18 protein-coding genes are annotated in these 18,028 nt (G+C 66.1%); 8 read left to right on the forward strand and 10 right to left on the reverse strand.

What is annotated here, in order from left to right; genetic code table 11:
- Positions 1-5 precede the first annotated feature (5 nt).
- Both A5645_RS05500 and A5645_RS05505 read right to left on the reverse strand, forming a co-directional pair.
- Positions 6-2,174: an elongation factor G-like protein EF-G2 gene (locus tag A5645_RS05500; RefSeq protein ID WP_065128786.1), complete on the reverse strand. Its 2,169-nt coding sequence runs from the start codon at positions 2,172-2,174 to the stop codon at positions 6-8.
- A gap of 129 nt (positions 2,175-2,303) precedes the next feature.
- Positions 2,304-2,720 (reverse strand): TIGR03668 family PPOX class F420-dependent oxidoreductase, encoded by a 417-nt coding sequence (locus A5645_RS05505; protein WP_065128788.1) that lies wholly within the window; start codon positions 2,718-2,720, stop codon positions 2,304-2,306.
- Between the two features lie 265 nt (positions 2,721-2,985).
- On the opposite strand from A5645_RS05505, the gene A5645_RS05510 reads away from it, so the two are divergent.
- The 4 genes from A5645_RS05510 (at position 2,986) to A5645_RS05525 (ending at position 8,049) form a co-directional block, all read left to right on the forward strand.
- The gene (locus A5645_RS05510) at positions 2,986-4,038 is read left to right on the forward strand and encodes a S1C family serine protease (protein WP_065037301.1); all 1,053 of its coding nucleotides are present in this window, start codon (positions 2,986-2,988) and stop codon (positions 4,036-4,038) included.
- Between the two features lie 119 nt (positions 4,039-4,157).
- A complete protein-coding gene (treS, locus tag A5645_RS05515; protein ID WP_065037318.1) occupies positions 4,158-5,954 on the forward strand; it encodes a maltose alpha-D-glucosyltransferase in 1,797 nt (598 codons plus the stop codon).
- Positions 5,951-7,330 (forward strand): maltokinase N-terminal cap-like domain-containing protein, encoded by a 1,380-nt coding sequence (locus A5645_RS05520; protein WP_065128790.1) that lies wholly within the window; start codon positions 5,951-5,953, stop codon positions 7,328-7,330. Before treS ends, A5645_RS05520 begins: the two co-directional genes overlap by 4 nt.
- A 38-nt stretch (positions 7,331-7,368) precedes the next feature.
- Complete coding sequence (locus A5645_RS05525) at positions 7,369-8,049, forward strand: YoaK family protein (RefSeq protein ID WP_065128945.1); 681 nt, start codon at positions 7,369-7,371, stop codon at positions 8,047-8,049.
- Positions 8,050-8,189: 140 nt separating this feature from the next.
- Here the strand turns inward: A5645_RS05525 and ag85C are convergent, their stop codons facing one another.
- The 5 genes from ag85C to A5645_RS05550 all read right to left on the reverse strand — a co-directional run bounded on the left by ag85C (position 8,190) and on the right by A5645_RS05550 (position 12,471).
- Positions 8,190-9,233 (reverse strand): diacylglycerol acyltransferase/mycolyltransferase Ag85C, encoded by a 1,044-nt coding sequence (gene ag85C / locus A5645_RS05530; RefSeq protein ID WP_065037303.1) that lies wholly within the window; start codon positions 9,231-9,233, stop codon positions 8,190-8,192.
- 185 nt (positions 9,234-9,418) lie between these two features.
- A complete protein-coding gene (locus A5645_RS05535) occupies positions 9,419-10,246 on the reverse strand; it encodes an ABC transporter permease (protein WP_065037304.1) in 828 nt (275 codons plus the stop codon).
- On the reverse strand, positions 10,246-11,037 hold the full coding sequence (locus tag A5645_RS05540; protein WP_065128792.1) for an ATP-binding cassette domain-containing protein: 792 nt from the start codon (positions 11,035-11,037) through the stop codon (positions 10,246-10,248). Before A5645_RS05540 ends, A5645_RS05535 begins: the two co-directional genes overlap by 1 nt.
- Positions 11,034-11,498 (reverse strand): MarR family winged helix-turn-helix transcriptional regulator, encoded by a 465-nt coding sequence (locus tag A5645_RS05545; protein WP_231123270.1) that lies wholly within the window; start codon positions 11,496-11,498, stop codon positions 11,034-11,036. The genes A5645_RS05540 and A5645_RS05545 overlap by 4 nt, the downstream gene beginning before the upstream one ends.
- 31 nt (positions 11,499-11,529) lie before the next feature.
- Complete coding sequence (locus A5645_RS05550; protein ID WP_065037306.1) at positions 11,530-12,471, reverse strand: GlxA family transcriptional regulator; 942 nt, start codon at positions 12,469-12,471, stop codon at positions 11,530-11,532.
- A 59-nt stretch (positions 12,472-12,530) separates the two neighbouring features.
- On the opposite strand from A5645_RS05550, the gene A5645_RS05555 reads away from it, so the two are divergent.
- Positions 12,531-13,640: a lipocalin-like domain-containing protein gene (locus A5645_RS05555; RefSeq protein ID WP_065128794.1), complete on the forward strand. Its 1,110-nt coding sequence runs from the start codon at positions 12,531-12,533 to the stop codon at positions 13,638-13,640.
- On the opposite strand, the gene A5645_RS05560 is transcribed toward A5645_RS05555, so the two are convergent.
- Complete coding sequence (locus A5645_RS05560) at positions 13,621-14,124, reverse strand: metallophosphoesterase family protein (RefSeq protein WP_065037308.1); 504 nt, start codon at positions 14,122-14,124, stop codon at positions 13,621-13,623. The genes A5645_RS05555 and A5645_RS05560 overlap by 20 nt on opposite strands.
- Before the next feature lie 34 nt (positions 14,125-14,158).
- On the opposite strand from A5645_RS05560, the gene A5645_RS05565 reads away from it, so the two are divergent.
- Positions 14,159-14,614, forward strand: a complete 456-nt coding sequence (locus tag A5645_RS05565) for a MaoC family dehydratase (RefSeq protein ID WP_065037309.1) — start codon at positions 14,159-14,161, stop codon at positions 14,612-14,614.
- Positions 14,615-14,693: 79 nt separating this feature from the next.
- Here A5645_RS05565 and A5645_RS05570 read toward each other — a convergent pair whose 3' ends face one another.
- The gene (locus A5645_RS05570; protein ID WP_065035749.1) at positions 14,694-15,989 is read right to left on the reverse strand and encodes an acyl-CoA dehydrogenase family protein; all 1,296 of its coding nucleotides are present in this window, start codon (positions 15,987-15,989) and stop codon (positions 14,694-14,696) included.
- Positions 15,990-16,129: 140 nt separating this feature from the next.
- Between A5645_RS05570 and A5645_RS05575 the strand changes: the two genes are divergently transcribed.
- Complete coding sequence (locus A5645_RS05575; RefSeq protein WP_065128797.1) at positions 16,130-16,573, forward strand: hypothetical protein; 444 nt, start codon at positions 16,130-16,132, stop codon at positions 16,571-16,573.
- Here the strand turns inward: A5645_RS05575 and A5645_RS05580 are convergent.
- Positions 16,548-17,252, reverse strand: coding sequence for a GAF and ANTAR domain-containing protein (locus tag A5645_RS05580; RefSeq protein ID WP_231123123.1), 705 nt, complete (start codon positions 17,250-17,252; stop codon positions 16,548-16,550). The two genes, A5645_RS05575 and A5645_RS05580, sit on opposite strands and share 26 nt — an antisense overlap.
- A 151-nt stretch (positions 17,253-17,403) precedes the next feature.
- Here A5645_RS05580 and A5645_RS05585 point away from each other — a divergent pair, with 151 nt between their 5' ends.
- Positions 17,404-18,009, forward strand: coding sequence for a GNAT family N-acetyltransferase (locus tag A5645_RS05585; protein WP_065128799.1), 606 nt, complete (start codon positions 17,404-17,406; stop codon positions 18,007-18,009).
- Positions 18,010-18,028 lie beyond the last annotated feature (19 nt).

Below are 18,028 nucleotides of genomic sequence, written 5' to 3' on the forward strand. Positions count from 1 at the left end.
GGCGGCTACGCCGTGGCCTTCACCCGGGCAGCTGCGGATTCGGGCATCGGTTCATAGCGGGCGAACAAGCGGGTGAACGACGCCGCGCCGTGCGCGAGCGAACGCAGGTCGATGGCGTAGCGGGTCAGTTCCACCTGCGGCACTTCGGCATTGACCACGGTGCGCTCATTACCGGCCGTGTCGGTGCCAAGCACCCGGCCACGCCGGCCGGAGAGGTCACCCATGACCGCGCCGACGAAATCGTCGGGCACCAGCACCGAGATCTCGTCGATCGGCTCCAGCAGCACGACCCGCGTCGCCGCGGCGGCTTCGCGCAGCGCCAGCGCGCCGGCCATCTGGAACGCGAAGTCCGACGAGTCCACGCTGTGCGCCTTGCCGTCGAGCAGGGTGACGCGGATGTCTACCACCGGATATCCGGCATGCACGCCCTTCTCCATCTGCGCGCGGACGCCCTTCTCCACACTGGGGATGAACTGGCGCGGCACGGCGCCCCCGACGACCTTGTCCAGGAACTCGAATCCCGAACCTTCCGGCAGCGGCTCCACCTCGATGTCGCACACCGCATACTGGCCGTGCCCGCCGGACTGTTTGACGTGCCGGCCATGCCCTTTCGCCTTGCCGCCGAACGTCTCCCGCAGCGGCACCCGCAGTTGGACGGTGTCGACAGTGACGCCGTAGCGGTTGGCCAGCGCATCGAGCACCACGCCGACATGCGCCTCGCCCATGCACCAGAGCACCACCTGATGGGTCTCCGGATTCTGTTCGATCCGCAGCGTCGGGTCTTCGGCGGCCAGCCTGCCCAGCCCGACCGACAGCTTGTCCTCGTCGGTCTTGGCGTGTGCGGCAATGGCGACCGGCAGCAGCGGTTCCGGCATCGTCCAGGGCCTGAGCACCAGCGGCTCGGACTTGTCCGACAGCGTGTCCCCGGTTTCGGCGCGGCTCAGCTTGCCGATCGCGCAGATGTCCCCGGCGACCACGGCCGGGGCGGGCCGTTGCTGCTTGCCCAGCGGGAAGGACAGGACGCCGATGCGCTCGTCCTCGTCGTGGTCGGGGTGGGAGTGAGTGGCTCCACCGTTGGTGTCGCCGCCTCCGAAGAAGGACGAGAAATGGCCTGACACATGGACGGTCGCGTCCGGCTTGATCATCCCGGAGAACACCCGGACCAGGCTGACCCGTCCGACGTAGGGATCGGACGTCGTCTTGACCACTTCGGCCAGCAACGGCGAATTGACGTCGCAGGCCAGCTCTTCGTGGGCCGCGCCTTGGGGGGTGAACACCTCGGGCAGCGGGTGTTCCATCGGCGACGGGAAGCCGCGGGTGATCACCTCGAGCAGTTCCTGCGTGCCCACGCCCGTGCTGCTGCACACCGGGATCACCGGGAAGAACGAGCCGCGCGCGACTGCCTTCTCCAGATCCTCGATCAGCACGGACTCGTCGATCGACTCGCCGCCGAGGTAGCGCTCCATCAGCGACTCGTCCTCGGACTCCTCGATGATCCCTTCGATAAGGGTGCCGCGCTCTTCCTCGATCAGTTCGGCATCGTCGGCCTCGGGTGACGACGTGGTGCGCTTGCCGTCGGCATAGGTGTACCTGGTTTGCGAGAGCAAGCCGATCAGGCCGGCGCAGTCGGTCGCCGAGGTCGGCAGGTAGAGGGGTAATACCTTGTCGCCAAATGCATTCTGCGCCGCCGCCAACGCCTCCTGGTAGTTAGCGCGGGCGTGGTCGAGCTTGGTGATGACCACCGCCCGCGGCATCCCGACCTGGCTGCACTCCTGCCAGAGCGATTTGGTCGGTTCGTCGACGTCCTCGTTCGCCGCGATGACGAACAGTGCGCAGTCGGCGGCGCGCAGCCCGGCCCGCAATTCACCCACGAAGTCGGCGTACCCGGGCGTGTCGACCAGGTTGATCTTGATGCCGCCGTGGGCCAGCGACGCCACCGCCACACCCACCGAGCGTTGTTGGCGGATCTCGGCGTCGTCGAAGTCGCAGACCGTGCTCCCGTCGACGACGGAGCCGGGCCGGGACAACACTCCGCCGGCGACCAGCAGTGCTTCGACGAGGGTGGTCTTGCCGCCTCCGGACGGGCCGACAAGCACGACATTGCGGATGCCGTCCGGCGCGCTCGCGGTCGGGGCAGCGCCCGCGCCCTGGGAAGTACTCACTCTGTCGGCCATGACGTTCCTCCAGTTCTTCCTGGGTGCGTGGCCGCCGACTCCCGTACGCGGCGTGATCCAGCCCACAGGACGCAACGCCAACTTTTCCCCCAACGGCCGTTCAGCACAAGGGCCGGCGGCGCCGGAAAGTCAGGCGTGCCAGCTGGACCAGCGGGTCACGGTGATCGCTATCACCGGGCCATTCAACGAAACGGATTGATACTGGTCGTATTTCGCCCGCAGTAATCGGTATCCGGTGGTTAAGGCGGCGCCGTCCTGCGCGATCGTTGCGGTGCCGTCCACGCGAACCCACCACAATTGAGCCCAGTCGTCGGCGTAGTGGTCCACCAGCAGACTGACCGCCGCATTGGCTTTGATGTTCTTTAGCCGGCGCAGCCGCTGGGTGCTCTTCGGCTTGGCGTCCACCGCGGTGTAGACGACACCGTTGTTCTGGTCGAACTGCACAGCGAATACCACCGGCACCAGGTGCGGCCGGCCAGACGAGGTGACCGTGGCCAGCCGCGCGACCGGCGAGGTCGCGAACGCCGACCGTGGTTCGAAGTCCACCGCACCACCCTAAGGCGGGGCGCTAAAAGAGTGTCGCTGCTCACACATTCGCGATAACGGCGCAATCCGACGACATTTTCGCGTTTTCGCGGGCAGGATTCGGAGCGGTTTCTGGACGGTGCTCGGGGGAGGATTTCGCCATTTCGGGGTCTGACCACCGCATTAGTGGGTATCTGGATTACGGTGGTGGCAACAACGTCCGCCATCATCCGGCGCTTACGGCCGGGTTAATTGAATTCTTCATTCGACGCAGGAGGATTACCGGATGAGCAAATCGCGCCACCGCACTATCAGGTGGGCATGGTTGGTCGCCGTATTGACCCTGATCGGGTTGACCTCCGGCGTCGGTCCGGCGGCGCCGGCCCTGGCGACGCCGCTGAAAGAGTTTCCCAAGGTTCCGCTCGACCCGGCCGCGGCCGTGGCGCAGGTCGGCCCGCAGGTGGTCAACATCAACACCAAGCTGGGCTACAACAACGCGGTGGGTGCCGGAACCGGCATCGTCATCGACCCCAACGGCGTGATCCTGACCAACAACCACGTCATCTCCGGCGCTACCGACATCAGCGCGTTCAGCGTCGGCGACGGCCGCACCTACGGGGTCGACGTCGTCGGTTACGACCGTACGCAGGACGTCGCGGTGCTGCAGTTGCGCGGCGCCGGCGGTCTCCCCACCGCGGCGATCGGCGGCCCGGTGAGTGTCGGTGAGCCCGTCGTGGCGCTGGGCAACACCGGCGGCCAGGGCGGTGCCCCCCGGGCTGTTCCGGGCCGGGTGATTGCCGTCGGGCAGACCGTGCAGGCTTCCGACGCCCTGACCGGCGCCGAGGAGACCCTGAACGGGCTGATCCAGTTCGACGGCGCGATCCAGCCGGGCGACTCGGGTGGTCCGGTTGTCAACGCTGCCGGTCAGGTGGTCGGCATGAACACCGCTGCCACCGAGAACTTCCAGCTGTCCGGCGGGCAGGGCTTCGCCATCCCGGTCGGCACCGCGATCGGCATTGCGAACCAGATCCGCTCCGGCGGCGGTTCGCCCACCGTGCACGTCGGGCCGACGGCATTCCTCGGCCTCGGCGTCGTCGACAACAACGGTGCCGGTGCCCGGGTGCAACGTGTGGTGGGCACGGCTCCGGCCGCGTCGGTCGGAATCGCCGTCGGTGATGTGATCACCGCCATCGACGGGGTGCCGATCAACTCGGCGACCGCGCTGTCGGACGCGCTCACACCGCACCACCCTGGCGACTCGATCGCGATCAGCTTCACCTCCAAGTCCGGCGTCGCCCGTACCGAAAACGTCACGCTGGCCGAGGGGCCGCCGGCCTGATCCGACCGCATGAACTTCCCGGCACGCGAAATGCAATGGTGTGAGCGGGAATTCAGGATCGGTACGCTTAGGGTGATTCTTCGACAGGCCTCTCGGGTACACGTGGCATCGTGGATTTGATGAATGACGCGACGCAGACCTCGAGGCAGGATCCCGCGCACCATCCCGCCGAGGGCAGTCACGTCGAAGGAGGCGTGGTCGAACACCCGACCGCGCAGGACTTCGACAACGCCGCTGCCCTGCCCGCAGATCCCACCTGGTTCAAGCACGCGGTGTTCTACGAGGTGCTGGTGCGGGCATTCTTCGACTCGAATGCCGACGGGTCCGGCGACCTGCGTGGCCTGATCGACCGCCTGGATTACCTGCAGTGGCTCGGCGTCGACTGCCTCTGGCTGCCCCCGTTCTACGACTCACCGCTGCGCGATGGCGGCTATGACATCCGCGACTTCTACAAGGTGCTGCCCGAGTTCGGCACCGTGGAGGACTTCGTCGCGCTGATCGACGAGGCCCACCAGCGCGGCATCCGCGTCATCACCGACCTGGTGATGAACCACACCTCCGAGTCCCACCCATGGTTTCAGGAATCCCGGCACGACCCGGACGGTCCGTACGGGGACTTCTACGTGTGGAGCGACACCAGCGAGAAGTACACCGATGCGCGGATCATCTTCGTCGACACCGAGGAATCCAACTGGACGTTCGACCCGGTACGGCGCCAGTTCTACTGGCACCGGTTCTTCTCCCACCAGCCGGATCTGAACTACGACAACCCCGCCGTGCAGGAGGCGATGATCGACGTCCTGCGGTTCTGGCTCGGGCTGGGCATCGACGGTTTCCGGCTGGACGCGGTGCCCTACCTGTTCGAGCGGGAGGGCACCAACTGCGAGAACCTGCCCGAGACACACGCCTTCCTGAAGCGGTGCCGCAAGGTGGTCGACGACGAGTTTCCGGGCCGGGTGCTGCTGGCCGAGGCCAACCAGTGGCCCGCCGACGTCGTCGAATACTTCGGCGACCCCACTACCGGCGGCGACGAATGCCACATGGCATTTCACTTCCCGCTGATGCCGCGGATCTTCATGGCGGTTCGGCGGGAATCGCGGTTTCCGATCTCCGAGATTCTGGCCCAGACGCCGGGCATTCCGGACATGGCGCAGTGGGGCATCTTCCTGCGCAACCATGACGAGCTCACGCTGGAAATGGTCAGCGACGAAGAACGCGACTACATGTATGCGGAGTACGCCAAGGACCCGCGGATGAAGGCCAACGTCGGCATCCGGCGCCGACTGGCGCCGCTGCTGGAAAACGACTTCAACCAGATGCGATTGTTCAACGCGCTGCTGCTGTCCCTGCCTGGTTCGCCGGTGCTGTATTACGGCGACGAGATCGGAATGGGTGATGTCATCTGGTTGGGCGACCGGGATGGGGTGCGGACACCCATGCAATGGACGCCGGACCGCAATGCCGGTTTTTCCACCGCCAATCCGGGCCGGCTCTTCCTGCCGGCCAGCCAGGACTCGGTCTACGGCTACCAGGCGGTCAACGTCGAGGCACAGCGCGATACTTCCACCTCGCTGCTCAACTGGACCCGCACGATGCTGGCGGTGCGACGCCGACACGAGGCCTTCGCCGTGGGATCGTTTCAGGAACTGGGCGGGTCCAACCCGTCGGTCCTTGCGTACGTGCGCGAAACCCGGGGCGAAAATGGTGAGGAAGACGATGTGGTGCTGTGCGTGAACAACCTGTCACGGTTCCCGCAGCCCATCGAGCTGAACTTGCAACAGTGGAACAACTACACGCCGGTTGAACTGACCGGGCAGGTCGAGTTTCCCCGCATCGGTCACCTGCCGTACCTACTGACCCTTCCCGGGCACGGGTTCTACTGGTTCCAGTTGTCCGCTTCGGAGGAGGAACGATGAACGCGCCATTCTCGGCCACGCAGCCGGCCAAGCTGCCCTGGGCGGAGTGGCTGCCGCAGCAACGCTGGTACGCCGGCCGCAATCGGGAACTGGTCAGCGCCGACGTCGCGGTTGTGGTGCCGCTGCGCGAGGCGCTGGACCTGGTGCTCATCGACGTCGGCTACGCCGACGGCTTCAGCGAGCGCTACCAGGTGCTGGTCCGGTGGGACTCCGAACCGGTTCCCGAGTTCAGCACCCAGGCCACCATCGGCTCGGCCGACGACCACATCGGGTTCGACGCGCTGTACGACTCCAAGGCGCCCCGATTTCTGCTGTCGCTGATCGACGAGTCGGCGACGCGTGCCGCATCCGGCGCGTCGCCGGGCACGGAGCTGAACTTCACCAAGGAGCCAGACGTCGAACTGCCGCTGGACGCCTATCCACGCGTGTCCGACGCCGAGCAGAGCAACACCAGCGTGATCTTCGACCGCCCGCCGGCCGCGATCTTCAAGGTGTTCCGGCGGGTCAGCCAGGGCATCAATCCCGATATCGAGCTCAACCGGGTGCTCGGCCGGGCCGGCAACCCGCATGTGGCCCGGCTGCTGGGCGCCTACGAGGTCGCCGGATCCGGCCAGGACGACGGGTCTCCGCTGGGCATGGTGACCGCCTTCGCGGCCAACGCGGCCGAAGGCTGGGCGATGGCCACCGCCAGTGTTCGTGACCTGTTCGCCGAGGGCGACCTGTACGCCTACGAAGTGGGTGGTGACTTCGCCGGGGAGTCGTACCGGCTCGGCGAGGCCGTCGCGTCGGTGCACGCCACCCTGGCCGAGCAGCTCGGGACGCGGCAGGCGACGTTCCCGGTGGACACGGTGCTGTCACGCCTGTCGTCAGCGGCGGCTACCGTGCCCGAGTTGAGCGACTACGTGGTGACCATCGAAGAACGCTTCGGCAAGCTCGCCGACGAACCGATCACCGTGCAGCGCGTGCACGGTGACCTGCATCTGGGGCAGGTGTTGCGCACCCCGGAAAGCTGGGTGCTGATCGACTTCGAAGGGGAGCCGGGTCAACCGTTGGCCGAGCGCCGGGCACCGGATTCGCCGCTGCGCGACGTGGCCGGTGTGTTGCGGTCGTTCGAGTACGCAGCCTATGGGCCGCTGGTCGATCAGGGCGGGGACAAGCAGCTCGCCGCCCGCGCCCGAGAATGGGTCGAGCGCAATCGCGCCGCGTTCTGTGACGGCTACGCGGCCGCCTCAGGAACCGACCCGCGGGACTCGGCGCTGGTGCTCGCCGCCTACGAACTGGACAAGGCGGTGTACGAAACGGGTTACGAGTCCCGGCACCGGCCTACCTGGTTGCCCATCCCGCTGCGATCGATCGCCCGTCTGACGATGGGCTGATCCCCAGCAGCCGGCCACGGCATGATGTGACGGTGCCCCTGCAAAAAGAGATCTACGACAGCGAAGCAAGACTGTCATGGGTGCTGGCCGGCCTGGCCGGCGTGCTGGGGGCCACCGCTTTCAGCCACTCCGCCGGCTACTTCGTCACTTTTATGACCGGCAACGCCCAACGAGCCGTGCTGGGCGTCTTCCGCGATGACGTGGCGTTGTCCGTGAGCGCGGCCGCGTTGCTGCTGTGCTTCGTCGTCGGCGTCGTGGTCTCGTCGGTGTGCCGCCGCCGTTTCTGGGCGGAGCATCCCCACGGTCCCACCGTGTTGACCACTTTCAGCCTGGTGTTCGCCACCGGCCTGGACATAGTGCTGGGTGGCTGGGAGGAGTCCCTGCTGGATTTCGTGCCAATTATGTTTGTGGTCTTCGGGATTGGCGCGCTGAACACCTCCTTCGTCAAGGACGGTGAGGTGTCGGTGCCGCTGAGTTATGTCACCGGCACCCTGGTCAAGATGGGCCAGGGCATCGAACGGCACGTCGCCGGTGGACGGGTGGAGGACTGGCTGGGCTACTTCCTGTTGTTCGCCAGCTTTGTCTCGGGCGCGGCAATCGGCGGCGCCATCAGCACTACGGTCAGCGGTACCCAGATGCTGGGTGTGGCGGCCTTCGTGTGCGCGCTGACAACCTGCTACACCTACCTGCACGCCGACCGGCGTGGGCTGCTGAGCTGAAACACGGGCTGAATCTGCCTCCGAAAAATGAACATCGGCAGCAGCGCTGGCCGTTGCGCTGCTGCCTCCGAAAAATGAACATCGGCAGCAGCGCTGGCCGTTGCGCTGCTGCCGATGTGGTCCATCGGTGACCGGCTGGGTCAGGTGGCGGGCCCGGTGACCGGGGCCGGTGCGGCGGCGGGCGCGGGCGCCGGTGCCGGTGCGTTGACCGCGTTGATCACCTGCAGCATGTCCGGCTTCATCGCCATCAGCTGCTGGTTCCAGTAGTTCCACGAGTGGGTGCCGTTGTTCGGGAACTGGAAGACGCCGTTGCGTCCGCCCGAGGCGGCGTAGGTCTGCTGGAACTGCTGGTTGGTGCGCAACGTCAGGCCCTCCAGGAACTTGGCCGGCATGTTGTCGCCACCCAGGTCACTCGGTGTGCCGTTGCCGCAGTAGACCCAGATCCGGGTGTTGTTGGCGACCAGCCGCGGGATCTGCAGCATCGGGTCGTTGCGCTTCCACGCCGGGTCGGTGGACGGGCCCCACATGCTGTTGGCGTTGTAGCCGCCGGCGTCGTTCATCGCCAGTCCGATCAGCGTCGGCCACCAGCCGTCGGCCGGGTTCAGGAAGCCCGACAGTGACGCGGCATACGGGAACATCTGTGGGTAGTAGGCGGCCAGGATCAGCGCCGAACCACCGGACATCGACAGCCCCACCGCCGCGTTGCCGGCGGGCGATACACCCTTTTGGGCCTGCAGGTAGGCGGGCATCTCCCGGGTCAGGAAGGTCTCCCATTTGTAGGTGTAGTTCTGCCCGTTCCCCTGTGAAGGCTGGTACCAGTCGCTGTAGAAACTGGACTGACCGCCCACCGGCATGACCACCGACAGCCCGGACTGGTAGAACTCCTCGAAGACCGGGGTGTTGATGTCCCAGCCGCTGTAGTCGTCCTGTGCGCGCAATCCGTCGAGCAGGTAGACCGCGTGCGGTCCGCCGTTCTGGAATTCGACCCTGATGTTGCGTCCCATCGACGGCGACGGAATCTGCAGATATTCCACCGGAAGCCCCGGCCGGGAGAACGCCCCCGCGGTCGCCGATCCGCCGACGGCGCCGATGAGACCCGTCAGCAGGGCAGCCCCCATAGCAGCGATCGCCAGCCTGCGGGGCATGGTTGCCGCTGCGCCACGCAGCTTTTCAACGAACTTCATCGCTTGACCCGTCCCAACTTTCATCTGCCGCTCGTGCGGAGAAATCTTGTTCTGGGCGAGTGAAACACAAGTGACCGACGCCACCCGGCCGTCACGGCCGACGGCACATGTCGCGGTTGGCTAACGATTAGGCTTCGGGCCGGACTCCGCGGCGAGACGGTCGCGATCCGGTCACAATGCGATAACTAGGCGACCAGCCGTCGCAAAAAGGTTGACGCCGTGATGATTCCGATCACCGGTGCTACCAGGAGCACGACGATGTCCACCGCGTGGAACGGGGCGCCGATCAGCAGCGCCCGCAACACGTCGACCTCGTAGCTCAGCGGGTTGATCTTGCTCAGCGCATGCAACCAGGCCGGCATCACGTCGACCGGGTACAGCGCGTTGGACGCGAAGAACAGCGGCATGGTGATGGCCTGACCGATGCCCATCAGGCGGTCCCGGTTGCGCACCAGTCCGGCCAATGTCATTGACAGGCAGGCGAAGAACGCCGCACCCAGCATGACCGCAACCATCGCGGCCAGGATCCGCAGCGGGTTGACCGTCAGGCCGATCCCCATCACATACGCCAGGACAAGAACACCCACAACCTGCGCCACCGAGCGCACCCCCGCGGCGAACGACTTGCCCGTGATCAGTGCCGACGCCGGTGCGGGCGTCACCATGAGTTTGGCCAGCACGCCCGCGTCGCGATCCCAAATGATCTGGATGCCATAGAAAATCGAGATGAACAACGCCGATTGGGCGATGATGCCCGGCGCCAGGAACGCCTGATACGAGACCGGCCCGGTATCGATGACGTGCAGGTGGCTGAACGTGGTACCGAAGATGAGCAACCACAACGCGGGCTGCACCATGCGCATGACGAGCTCGGTGCGGTCGTGCCGCAACTTCTGCAGTTCCACGATCGCGAATGCGCCGACGCGGCCCAAAGTTGCTCCGACGCGGTCGATTCCGCGGGGCGCACGGACCAGCTGCACCTCGACGGGCTGGCAGTCTCGATCAACCGTCATTACGCTGGCGCCCTTCTGCTAGACCGGAGTTCGCGCATATCGGCCGACGGCTGGTCGAGATCCGATGCGGCGTAGTGGCGGAACACGTCTTCGAGGGAGGCGTCCGGCGACACCGTCTCCTTCAACTCATCCGGCGTGCCGACCGCTTGCAGCGCGCCCTTGTGCATCAGCGCGACCCGGTCGCACAGCGCGTCCGCCTCTTCCATGTAGTGGGTGGTGAGCAGCACGGTCATACCGAACTGTTGCTGCATCTGCTGGACCTGCCGCCAGACGCCGTCGCGCGCTATCGGGTCCAGGCCCACCGTCGGTTCGTCGAGCACCAGCAGCGAGGGCCGGTTCACCAGCGCCTGGGCCACTTCCAGCCGGCGGACCATCCCACCGGAATAGCTCGACGCGAGCCGGTCGGCGACGTCGAGCAGATCCATCGCGGCCAGCGCCTGGTCGACACGTTCGGCGCGCTCGGCGCGCGGCACCCCGTACAGGCGGGCGAACCAAGCTACGTTCTGCCGGCCGGTGAGCGCTGTCTCGATCGAAAGCTGTTGTGGCACATAGCCGATGTTGCTACGGATGTCCACAGTCTGGTGCCGCGCGTCCAGCCCGAAGATACGCAGCTCGCCCTGCTGGACCGGCGCGAGCGTGGTCAGCACCCGCACCACCGTCGTCTTGCCGGCGCCGTTGGGGCCCAGCAGACCCATCGTCTCGCCCGGCCTGACCGAGAACGTCACGTCGTCGACGGCCGTGTGCGGGCCGTAGCGGTAGGTCAGCCGACGACAGTCGATCGCGTCAGTCATGTGTATCGCTCCTGCAGTTTCCTGGTGATCCCCTCGAGGACCTCCAACCCTTTGGCCAATACCCCGATCTGGTGGTCGTCAAGCTCATCGAGCAGGTCGATCAGCACGGCGCGCCGGGTCGCGGCAGTGGCATCCATCACGTGCTGTGCCGATTCGGTGAGCCGCAACCGGCTGATCCGCCGGTCGGCGGTGTCGGCGGTACGTTCCAGCAAGCCCGCGCAGCACAGCTTGGACACCAGGGTGGAGGCGGTGTTGGGTACCAGTCCGAGTTCAGCGGCCGCGACGCTCACCGAGACGCCAGGTCGGCGCGAGACCAGGCGCAACAGCTCGGCCTGCGATTCGGACAGCTGACCGGGCGGGTAGCCGGTGCCGGTGGCGCGGCGCAGCTGCCGGCGGAACCGGCCCAGGGTGCGGGGCAGTTCGGCGGCGAGATCGGCAGCGGTGGTCACTCCATTGGTCACTCCACCCAGAATACCTCTGTAGGCGAGCTATCTATGTAACCCTGCGCATGGCGTCGCGCAACGACGACGCCGAGCCGTAGCCGACCATGCCCGCGATCTGGTTCAGCGTCAGCGGCGTGGTCTGGCGCAGATGCCTGGCCCGCTCGACGCGGATGCGCTGCACAAACGCGTACGGCGTAATGCCCAGCTGTTGCCGCACCCGGCGTTCTAGGGTGCGGCGAGTGGTGTCCAGGTCCAGTGCGGCACGGGCGATGGAGACATCGGCATCGAGGTTGTTGCGAACCCACGCCTCGAAGTCGACGACCAGGCGGTCGGTGTTGGCCAGGTAACCGTGGGCGGCCCGCACGCTCGGCGCGGGCCGCTGGTCGAAAAGCAGAATGGCGCCCGCGGCATCGGCCAATTGCGGGCTGATACCCGCCACGATGTGCATCGCGAGGTCGATGTGCGCGAATGCGGCGCCGGCCGTGGTGATATGGCCGTCCGTGATGACCATTCGGGACATGTCCAGATTGACCCGCGGGAAGCGCCGGGCGAACTCGGCGGCGAGCCACCAGCTGGTCGTGGCGTGCCGGGAATCGAGCACACCGGCATCGGCGAGCACAAATGTCCCGGTACACGCGGCGGCCACCGGTCGGTCGGCACGCACCCAATCGCGCACGGCACCACGCGCGGCGCGGATCTCGTCGCGCAGCAGTGCGTCGATGACTCCCGTCGGAGTGTTCATGGTCAACGCCGGCACCACCAGCAGATCGAGCCCGTCCATCGCGGGGTCGTCGACCGTCACCTCGACCGGCACCGAAAGGCCGCCCGCCGTCCGGACCGGCTCCAAATCGATACCGACGGTGCGCACCCCGATCTCAGGAATAGCGCCGGGCAGCTGAATCCGCGCCGCGTTGGCGCCGCGCAGCACGTCGAGGATGGTCACCAGCCCGGAGTCCCAGCAGCCCGGCAGCGCCATCACTCCGACAAACATGTCGCAAATGGTATGCCCACTGTCGTAATCTCGGCGGTTCGCGCGCCTAGCGTCGCGCCATGACCTTCTCCGACAAGCACGCCCTCATCGGTACTCACGCACGGCACTACACGCGTCTCGGGTTGACTCCCAACCAGATTCAGACATGGGAAGACGGTTGGCGGACCAGCACAGCCGATCAGACACGTGGGACGTTCGAGTGGTGGTACTTCGACGCCCATCTCGACGACGGATCGACGGTGACCGTGGAAATGCACACCAAGCCGCCCTACGTCTCTCCGAAGACCCCGCTGACCCCCTTTGTCCTGCTGACGATCACCGCGTCGGACGGGACGCGTACCGACCGCACCCTCATCACCGAACCGGAGCTGTTCAGCGCGTCCATCGAGGACTGCGATGTGCGGATCGGCGCGAACTTCTTCCGCCGTACCGCGGGCGGTTACCGGATTCACGTCGAAATCGACGACACCACAGCGGATTTCATGCTTACGCCGGAAACGCCAGCGTGGCGCCCGGCTACCGGCCATGTCTTCTTCGGCGCCGAGGAGCAGCACTACATCGCCTGGCTGCCGATGGCCCCCCGCGGCGCGGTGCAGGCGACCATCACCGTGGACGGCCGTACCCGCCGGCTCACCGGCGCCGGTTATCACGACCACAATTGGGGCAATGTCGCCCCGCGCAAGGTGCTCGATCACTGGTATTGGGGCCGGGCACGGGTGGGGGAGTACACCGTCGTCACGTTGATGTTCGTCAGCCACGCCGACTACGACACGGCGCCGCTGCCGGCGGTCATGGTGGCGAAGGGCGACCAGATCGTCGCCTCGGCCGTTGGCGCCGAGGCGGTCGTGTTCAGCGGATCAGAAGTCGACACGCACGCGCAGACCGGCATCCCGGTGGCGCACCGGCTGCAATACCGGGTCTCGGCCGGTGCCGACACCTTCACCGTGACCTTTCGCCAGCAGCGGGAGGTGTCCACCCTCGACTTCGGTGCGGCCGGCGCCTACCTACGGTTCCTCGGCGAGGTCACGCTCGAGCACCAACACGGCGGCGCGGTCGACGTCGCGAGCGGCCGAACGTTGTGGGAGTTGCTCTATTTCGGCGCGCGGGTCGCGGCCCCGGGTTGTGCGCCCGGTCCCGCCGACGGCATGCTCATCGGTCACCAGGCCTGAGTCGCTCGAGGGAGACGTCCACGGACCCGTCCCGCAGCAGCACGGTCATGTAAGTGCAGAAGGGTTGGCGCCGGCGGTCCGTGGGTGACCCGGGGTTGAGCAGGCGCAGGCCGGTCGGCGTCGTGGTGTCCCAGGGGATATGGCTGTGGCCGAACACCAGCACGTCGGTGTCGGGATAGAGCCGCGACATCCGCGCCTCGCGCCCGGCGGCGGCACCGGTCTCGTGCACCACGGTGAAGCGCACCCCGGCCAGCTCGGCGTCGGCGCGTTCGGGCAGGCGGGACCGCAGTTCGTCACCGTCGTTATTGCCCCAGCAGGCGATCAGCCGCTTGGCCCTGGCTTCGAGCGAGTCGAGCAACTCGGGGACCACCCAGTCGCCGGCGTGGATGACGACGTCGGCCGCCGCGACCTCGTCCCAGACCCGCGCGGGCAGGTCGCGGGCCCGTTTCGGGATGTGCGTGTCGGCGATCAGAAGGAGCCGCATAAGTTCTATGCATACCCCCAGCAGAGGAGAGACCATGCGCACTTTCGAGTCAGTCACTGACCTCGCCGCCGCCGCGGGCGAAACGATCGGGCAGAGCGACTGGGTGACGATCAGTCAGGAAGAGGTCAACCTGTTCGCCGACGCGACGGGTGATCACCAGTGGATCCACGTGGACCCGGAACGGGCCGCCAAGGGTCCGTTCGGCACGACCATCGCCCACGGGTTCATGACGTTGTCGTTGCTGCCGCGACTGCAGCACGACATGTACACGGTCAAGGGCATCAAGCTGGCAATCAACTACGGCCTGAACAAGGTTCGCTTCCCGGCGCCGGTGCCGGTGGGTTCGCGGGTGCGGGCGACCAGCTCGCTGGTCAGTGTCGATGACGTGGGCAACGGTGCCGTGCAGGCGGTGGTGTCGACCACCGTCGAGATCGAGGGTTCCGCCAAGCCGGCATGTGTGGCCGAAAGCATCGTGCGGTACGTCACCTAGTTGGCGCGAGCAGACGCAAAAGCCCCCGCACGCACGGCGTGTCGGGGGCTTTTGCGTCTGCTCGCGCCGGTAACCGGCGTCAGAACTCGGCGATTGAGTGTTCCAGCCGCGCGGCCAGGCGCGCCTCGGCCTCGGCCTTGCGGGTTGGAATGTGCTGTGACGGGAAAGGCGTTGTGACGGGCTGATATTCGCGCAGGGTGCGGCGCGCCACCGTCATCTTGTGCAACTCGGTGGCCCCGTCGGCGATGCCCAGTGACTCCGCGGCGATCAGCATCTTGACGAACGGCATCTCGTCGGAGACTCCCAGGGCGCCGTGCAGATGCAGCGCGCGCTGAGCCACGTCGTGCAACACCTGCGGCATGGCCACCTTTACCGCCGCGATGTCACGACGCACCTTCTGGTAGTCGTGGTGCTTGTCGATCAGCCACGCCGTGCGTAGCACCAGCAGCCGGAACTGCTCGATCTGGATCCAGCTGTCGGCAATCTTCTCCTGCGTCATCTGGAAGTCTGACAGCCGCCCGTGCCGGGTCTGGCGCGACACCGCGCGCTCGCACATCATGTCAAATGCCCTGCGTGCCAACGCGATCGTACGCATGGCGTGATGGATCCGCCCGCCGCCGAGCCGGGTCTGGGCGATCATGAACGCCTGGCCCTCACCGCCGAGCACATGATCGGCGGGAACTCGCACGTCCTTATAGCGGACGTAGCCGTGGCTGGCGCGCTTGGCGGATTCGGCTCCCACACCGACGTTGCGCACGATCTCGATGCCCGGCGTCTCGGCCGGCACGATGAACAGCGACATCTTCTCGTAGGTACGGCCTTCGGGATTGGTGACGGCCATGACGATGAAGAACGACGCGTGTTTGGCATTGGTGGAGAACCATTTTTCGCCGTTGATGACCCAGTCGTCACCGTCCCGGGTGGCGGCGGTGACGAAAAGCCCCGGGTCCGAGCCGCCCTGCGGTTCGGTCATCGAGTAGCAGGAGGTGATCTCACCGTCGAGCAACGGTTGCAGGTACCGAGCCTTTTGCTCGTCGGTGCCGAACAGCGCCAGGATCTCGGCATTGCCCGAATCCGGTGCCTGGCAGCCGAACACCGACGGCGCCCAGCGCGATCGCCCGAGGATCTCGTTGAGCAGCGCCAGCTTCACCTGGCCGAAGCCCTGGCCGCCGAGTTCGGGCCGCAGGTGCGCGGCCCACAACCCCTGGTCTTTGACCTGTTGCTGCAGCGGCCGCAGCACGGCCATCATCTCGGCGTTCTTCTTGTCGTACGGGTCAAGCGCGACCAGGTCGAGGGGCTCGAGCTCCTCGACCATGAATTTCTCCACCCAGTCCAGCTTGGCCTGGTATTCCGGGTCTGTCTCGAAGTCCCACATTGTCGGCACCGTTCCCCGGTGCACCGTCGCACCGGCATCGTTTCAGGAGCGACACCATCGTATGTGCCTTGTCTGCGACCGTTAGTAGTACTACGATGCGTAGTAACAAGGGCGGGGTCCAGCGGAGCGGAGCGCAGCCGATGACCAACCAACCGAAGTCCGACCGGTACGGTGCCGAGCGCCGGTTTTACTGGGCCGCAATGGTTTTCGCTGTTGCCCTGGCGCTGCATGCCGCTGACCACTTTCGGCGAGGTATGAATGTCATCCCGCCGGCGGTGATGATGGCGGGCAACATTCAGATTGTTGCGGCCGTGATCACCCTCGCGCTGGTGGTGCGGCGAGACCGGTGGGCGCCGCATGCGGCGGTCACGCTCGGCCTGACCAGTGCGGTGGGCTTCGGTGCCGCGCATCTGCTGCCCAGGTGGGGACCGTTCAGCGACAGTTTCATCAATCCCGCTGCGGGCTCGGGAGTCACGTGGTTCTCCTGGGTGACGGCGGTCGGTGAAATAGGCACTGCCCTGGTGGTGGCCGCCGCCGGGATCGCCTTGCTGCGCGCCGTTATGTTTCGGCGATCTGTCGCCTGAGTTCGACCACCGCACGCGCGATATTCACCAGCGGCGTATTGGATTCCTGGGAAAGCCGCTTGAGCAGTTCGAAGGCGCGCACCGCGTCGATGTCGAACTGATGCATCAACATCCCTTTGGCCTGACCGATGATGTCCCGACTGGCCAGCGCGCTCTGGAAGTTGCGTTCACGCTGCACGCTGTCCCACACCAGCGCCGCATGTGTGGCAAAGACAAAGCCGATCTCCACGGCCTCGTCATCGAACGCGTGGGGTACCTCCGCATACACGTTCAGCGCACCCAGGGTGTGGGTGCTGGTGAACAATTCGAACGACAGGATCGACCGTATCGGTGTCTCGGCGAGCGCCGCGTGCCGATACCGCGGCCATCGCGCGTCGGCTACCAGGTCATCGACCCGCACGGTGTGGTGTTCCCACGCGGCGATCAGACACGGTCCCTCTTGATATCGCTGTTGAATCTGGTCGAGCCACCTGGGCCACTGGTGGGTGCTCGCCTGCGTTGAGATCTGACCGTGCCGGGTGGCCACGGTAAGCCCCGCGTACTGGGCGCCGGGAATCGTATGTGCGGCTTCGGCGATCAATTGGTCGATCACGACCTCGCTGTCGGTGCCGGGCCGATTGTGCAGGTCACGCGCCAGATCCGCGATCTGCTGATGGAGGAGGCTGATGTCCTGGTTCACGAGGCGTCCTTTCAACACACCCGATGGCGCGCCGTGTTCCATCTTACGAGCGATGCAAGGTAACCCGAAACACCATCGAATCCTACTGTTGCACAATGTCTTTGCGAATCGCCCGGAATTTATCCGATCATGCCGTCTAGCCTCATGGCCCATGGGACCTCGGGTACGTCCGGCGCAGCAAGCAGATATCGGTGGATTGGCGCAAACCATGGCCCGGGCGTTCTATCACGACCCGATCATGACCTGGATCCTTCCGGACGCTAAAGCACGGTTGGCCAAATTGAATCGGTTGTTCGCGACCATGACGCGTCACCACCATCTGGCCGGCGGTGGCGTGGAAGTGGCTTGCCAAGGCTCGGCGATCGGTGCGGCGGCGCTGTGGGATCCGCCTCATCGCTGGCGGGAATCCCGCTGGACGCTGCTTGCCCAGACCCCGGATTTCCTGCGGGTGTTCGGCTTTCGCAGCGGGCGGGGCCGAGCACTGCAGGAAGCGATGCACCGAGTGCACCCCGAAGAACCGCACTGGTATCTGTCCGCCATCGGCAGCGATCCCGCATTGCGCGCCAAAGGTTTCGGGCAGGCGCTGATGCGGTCCCGTCTCGAACGTTGCGATGCCGAATACTGTCCGGCCTACCTGGAATCGACCAAAGCCGAAAACCTGCCGTACTACGCCCGTTTCGGCTTCGTGGTCACCGGTGAAATAGTGCTGCCGGGTGGCGGTCCGACGATGTGGCCGATGTGGCGCGGTCCGCGCTGACCGGGCTATTAACCTGTTG

It is taken from the genome of Mycobacterium asiaticum (assembly GCF_001673635.1).
Taxonomy (GTDB): domain Bacteria; phylum Actinomycetota; class Actinomycetes; order Mycobacteriales; family Mycobacteriaceae; genus Mycobacterium; species Mycobacterium asiaticum_C.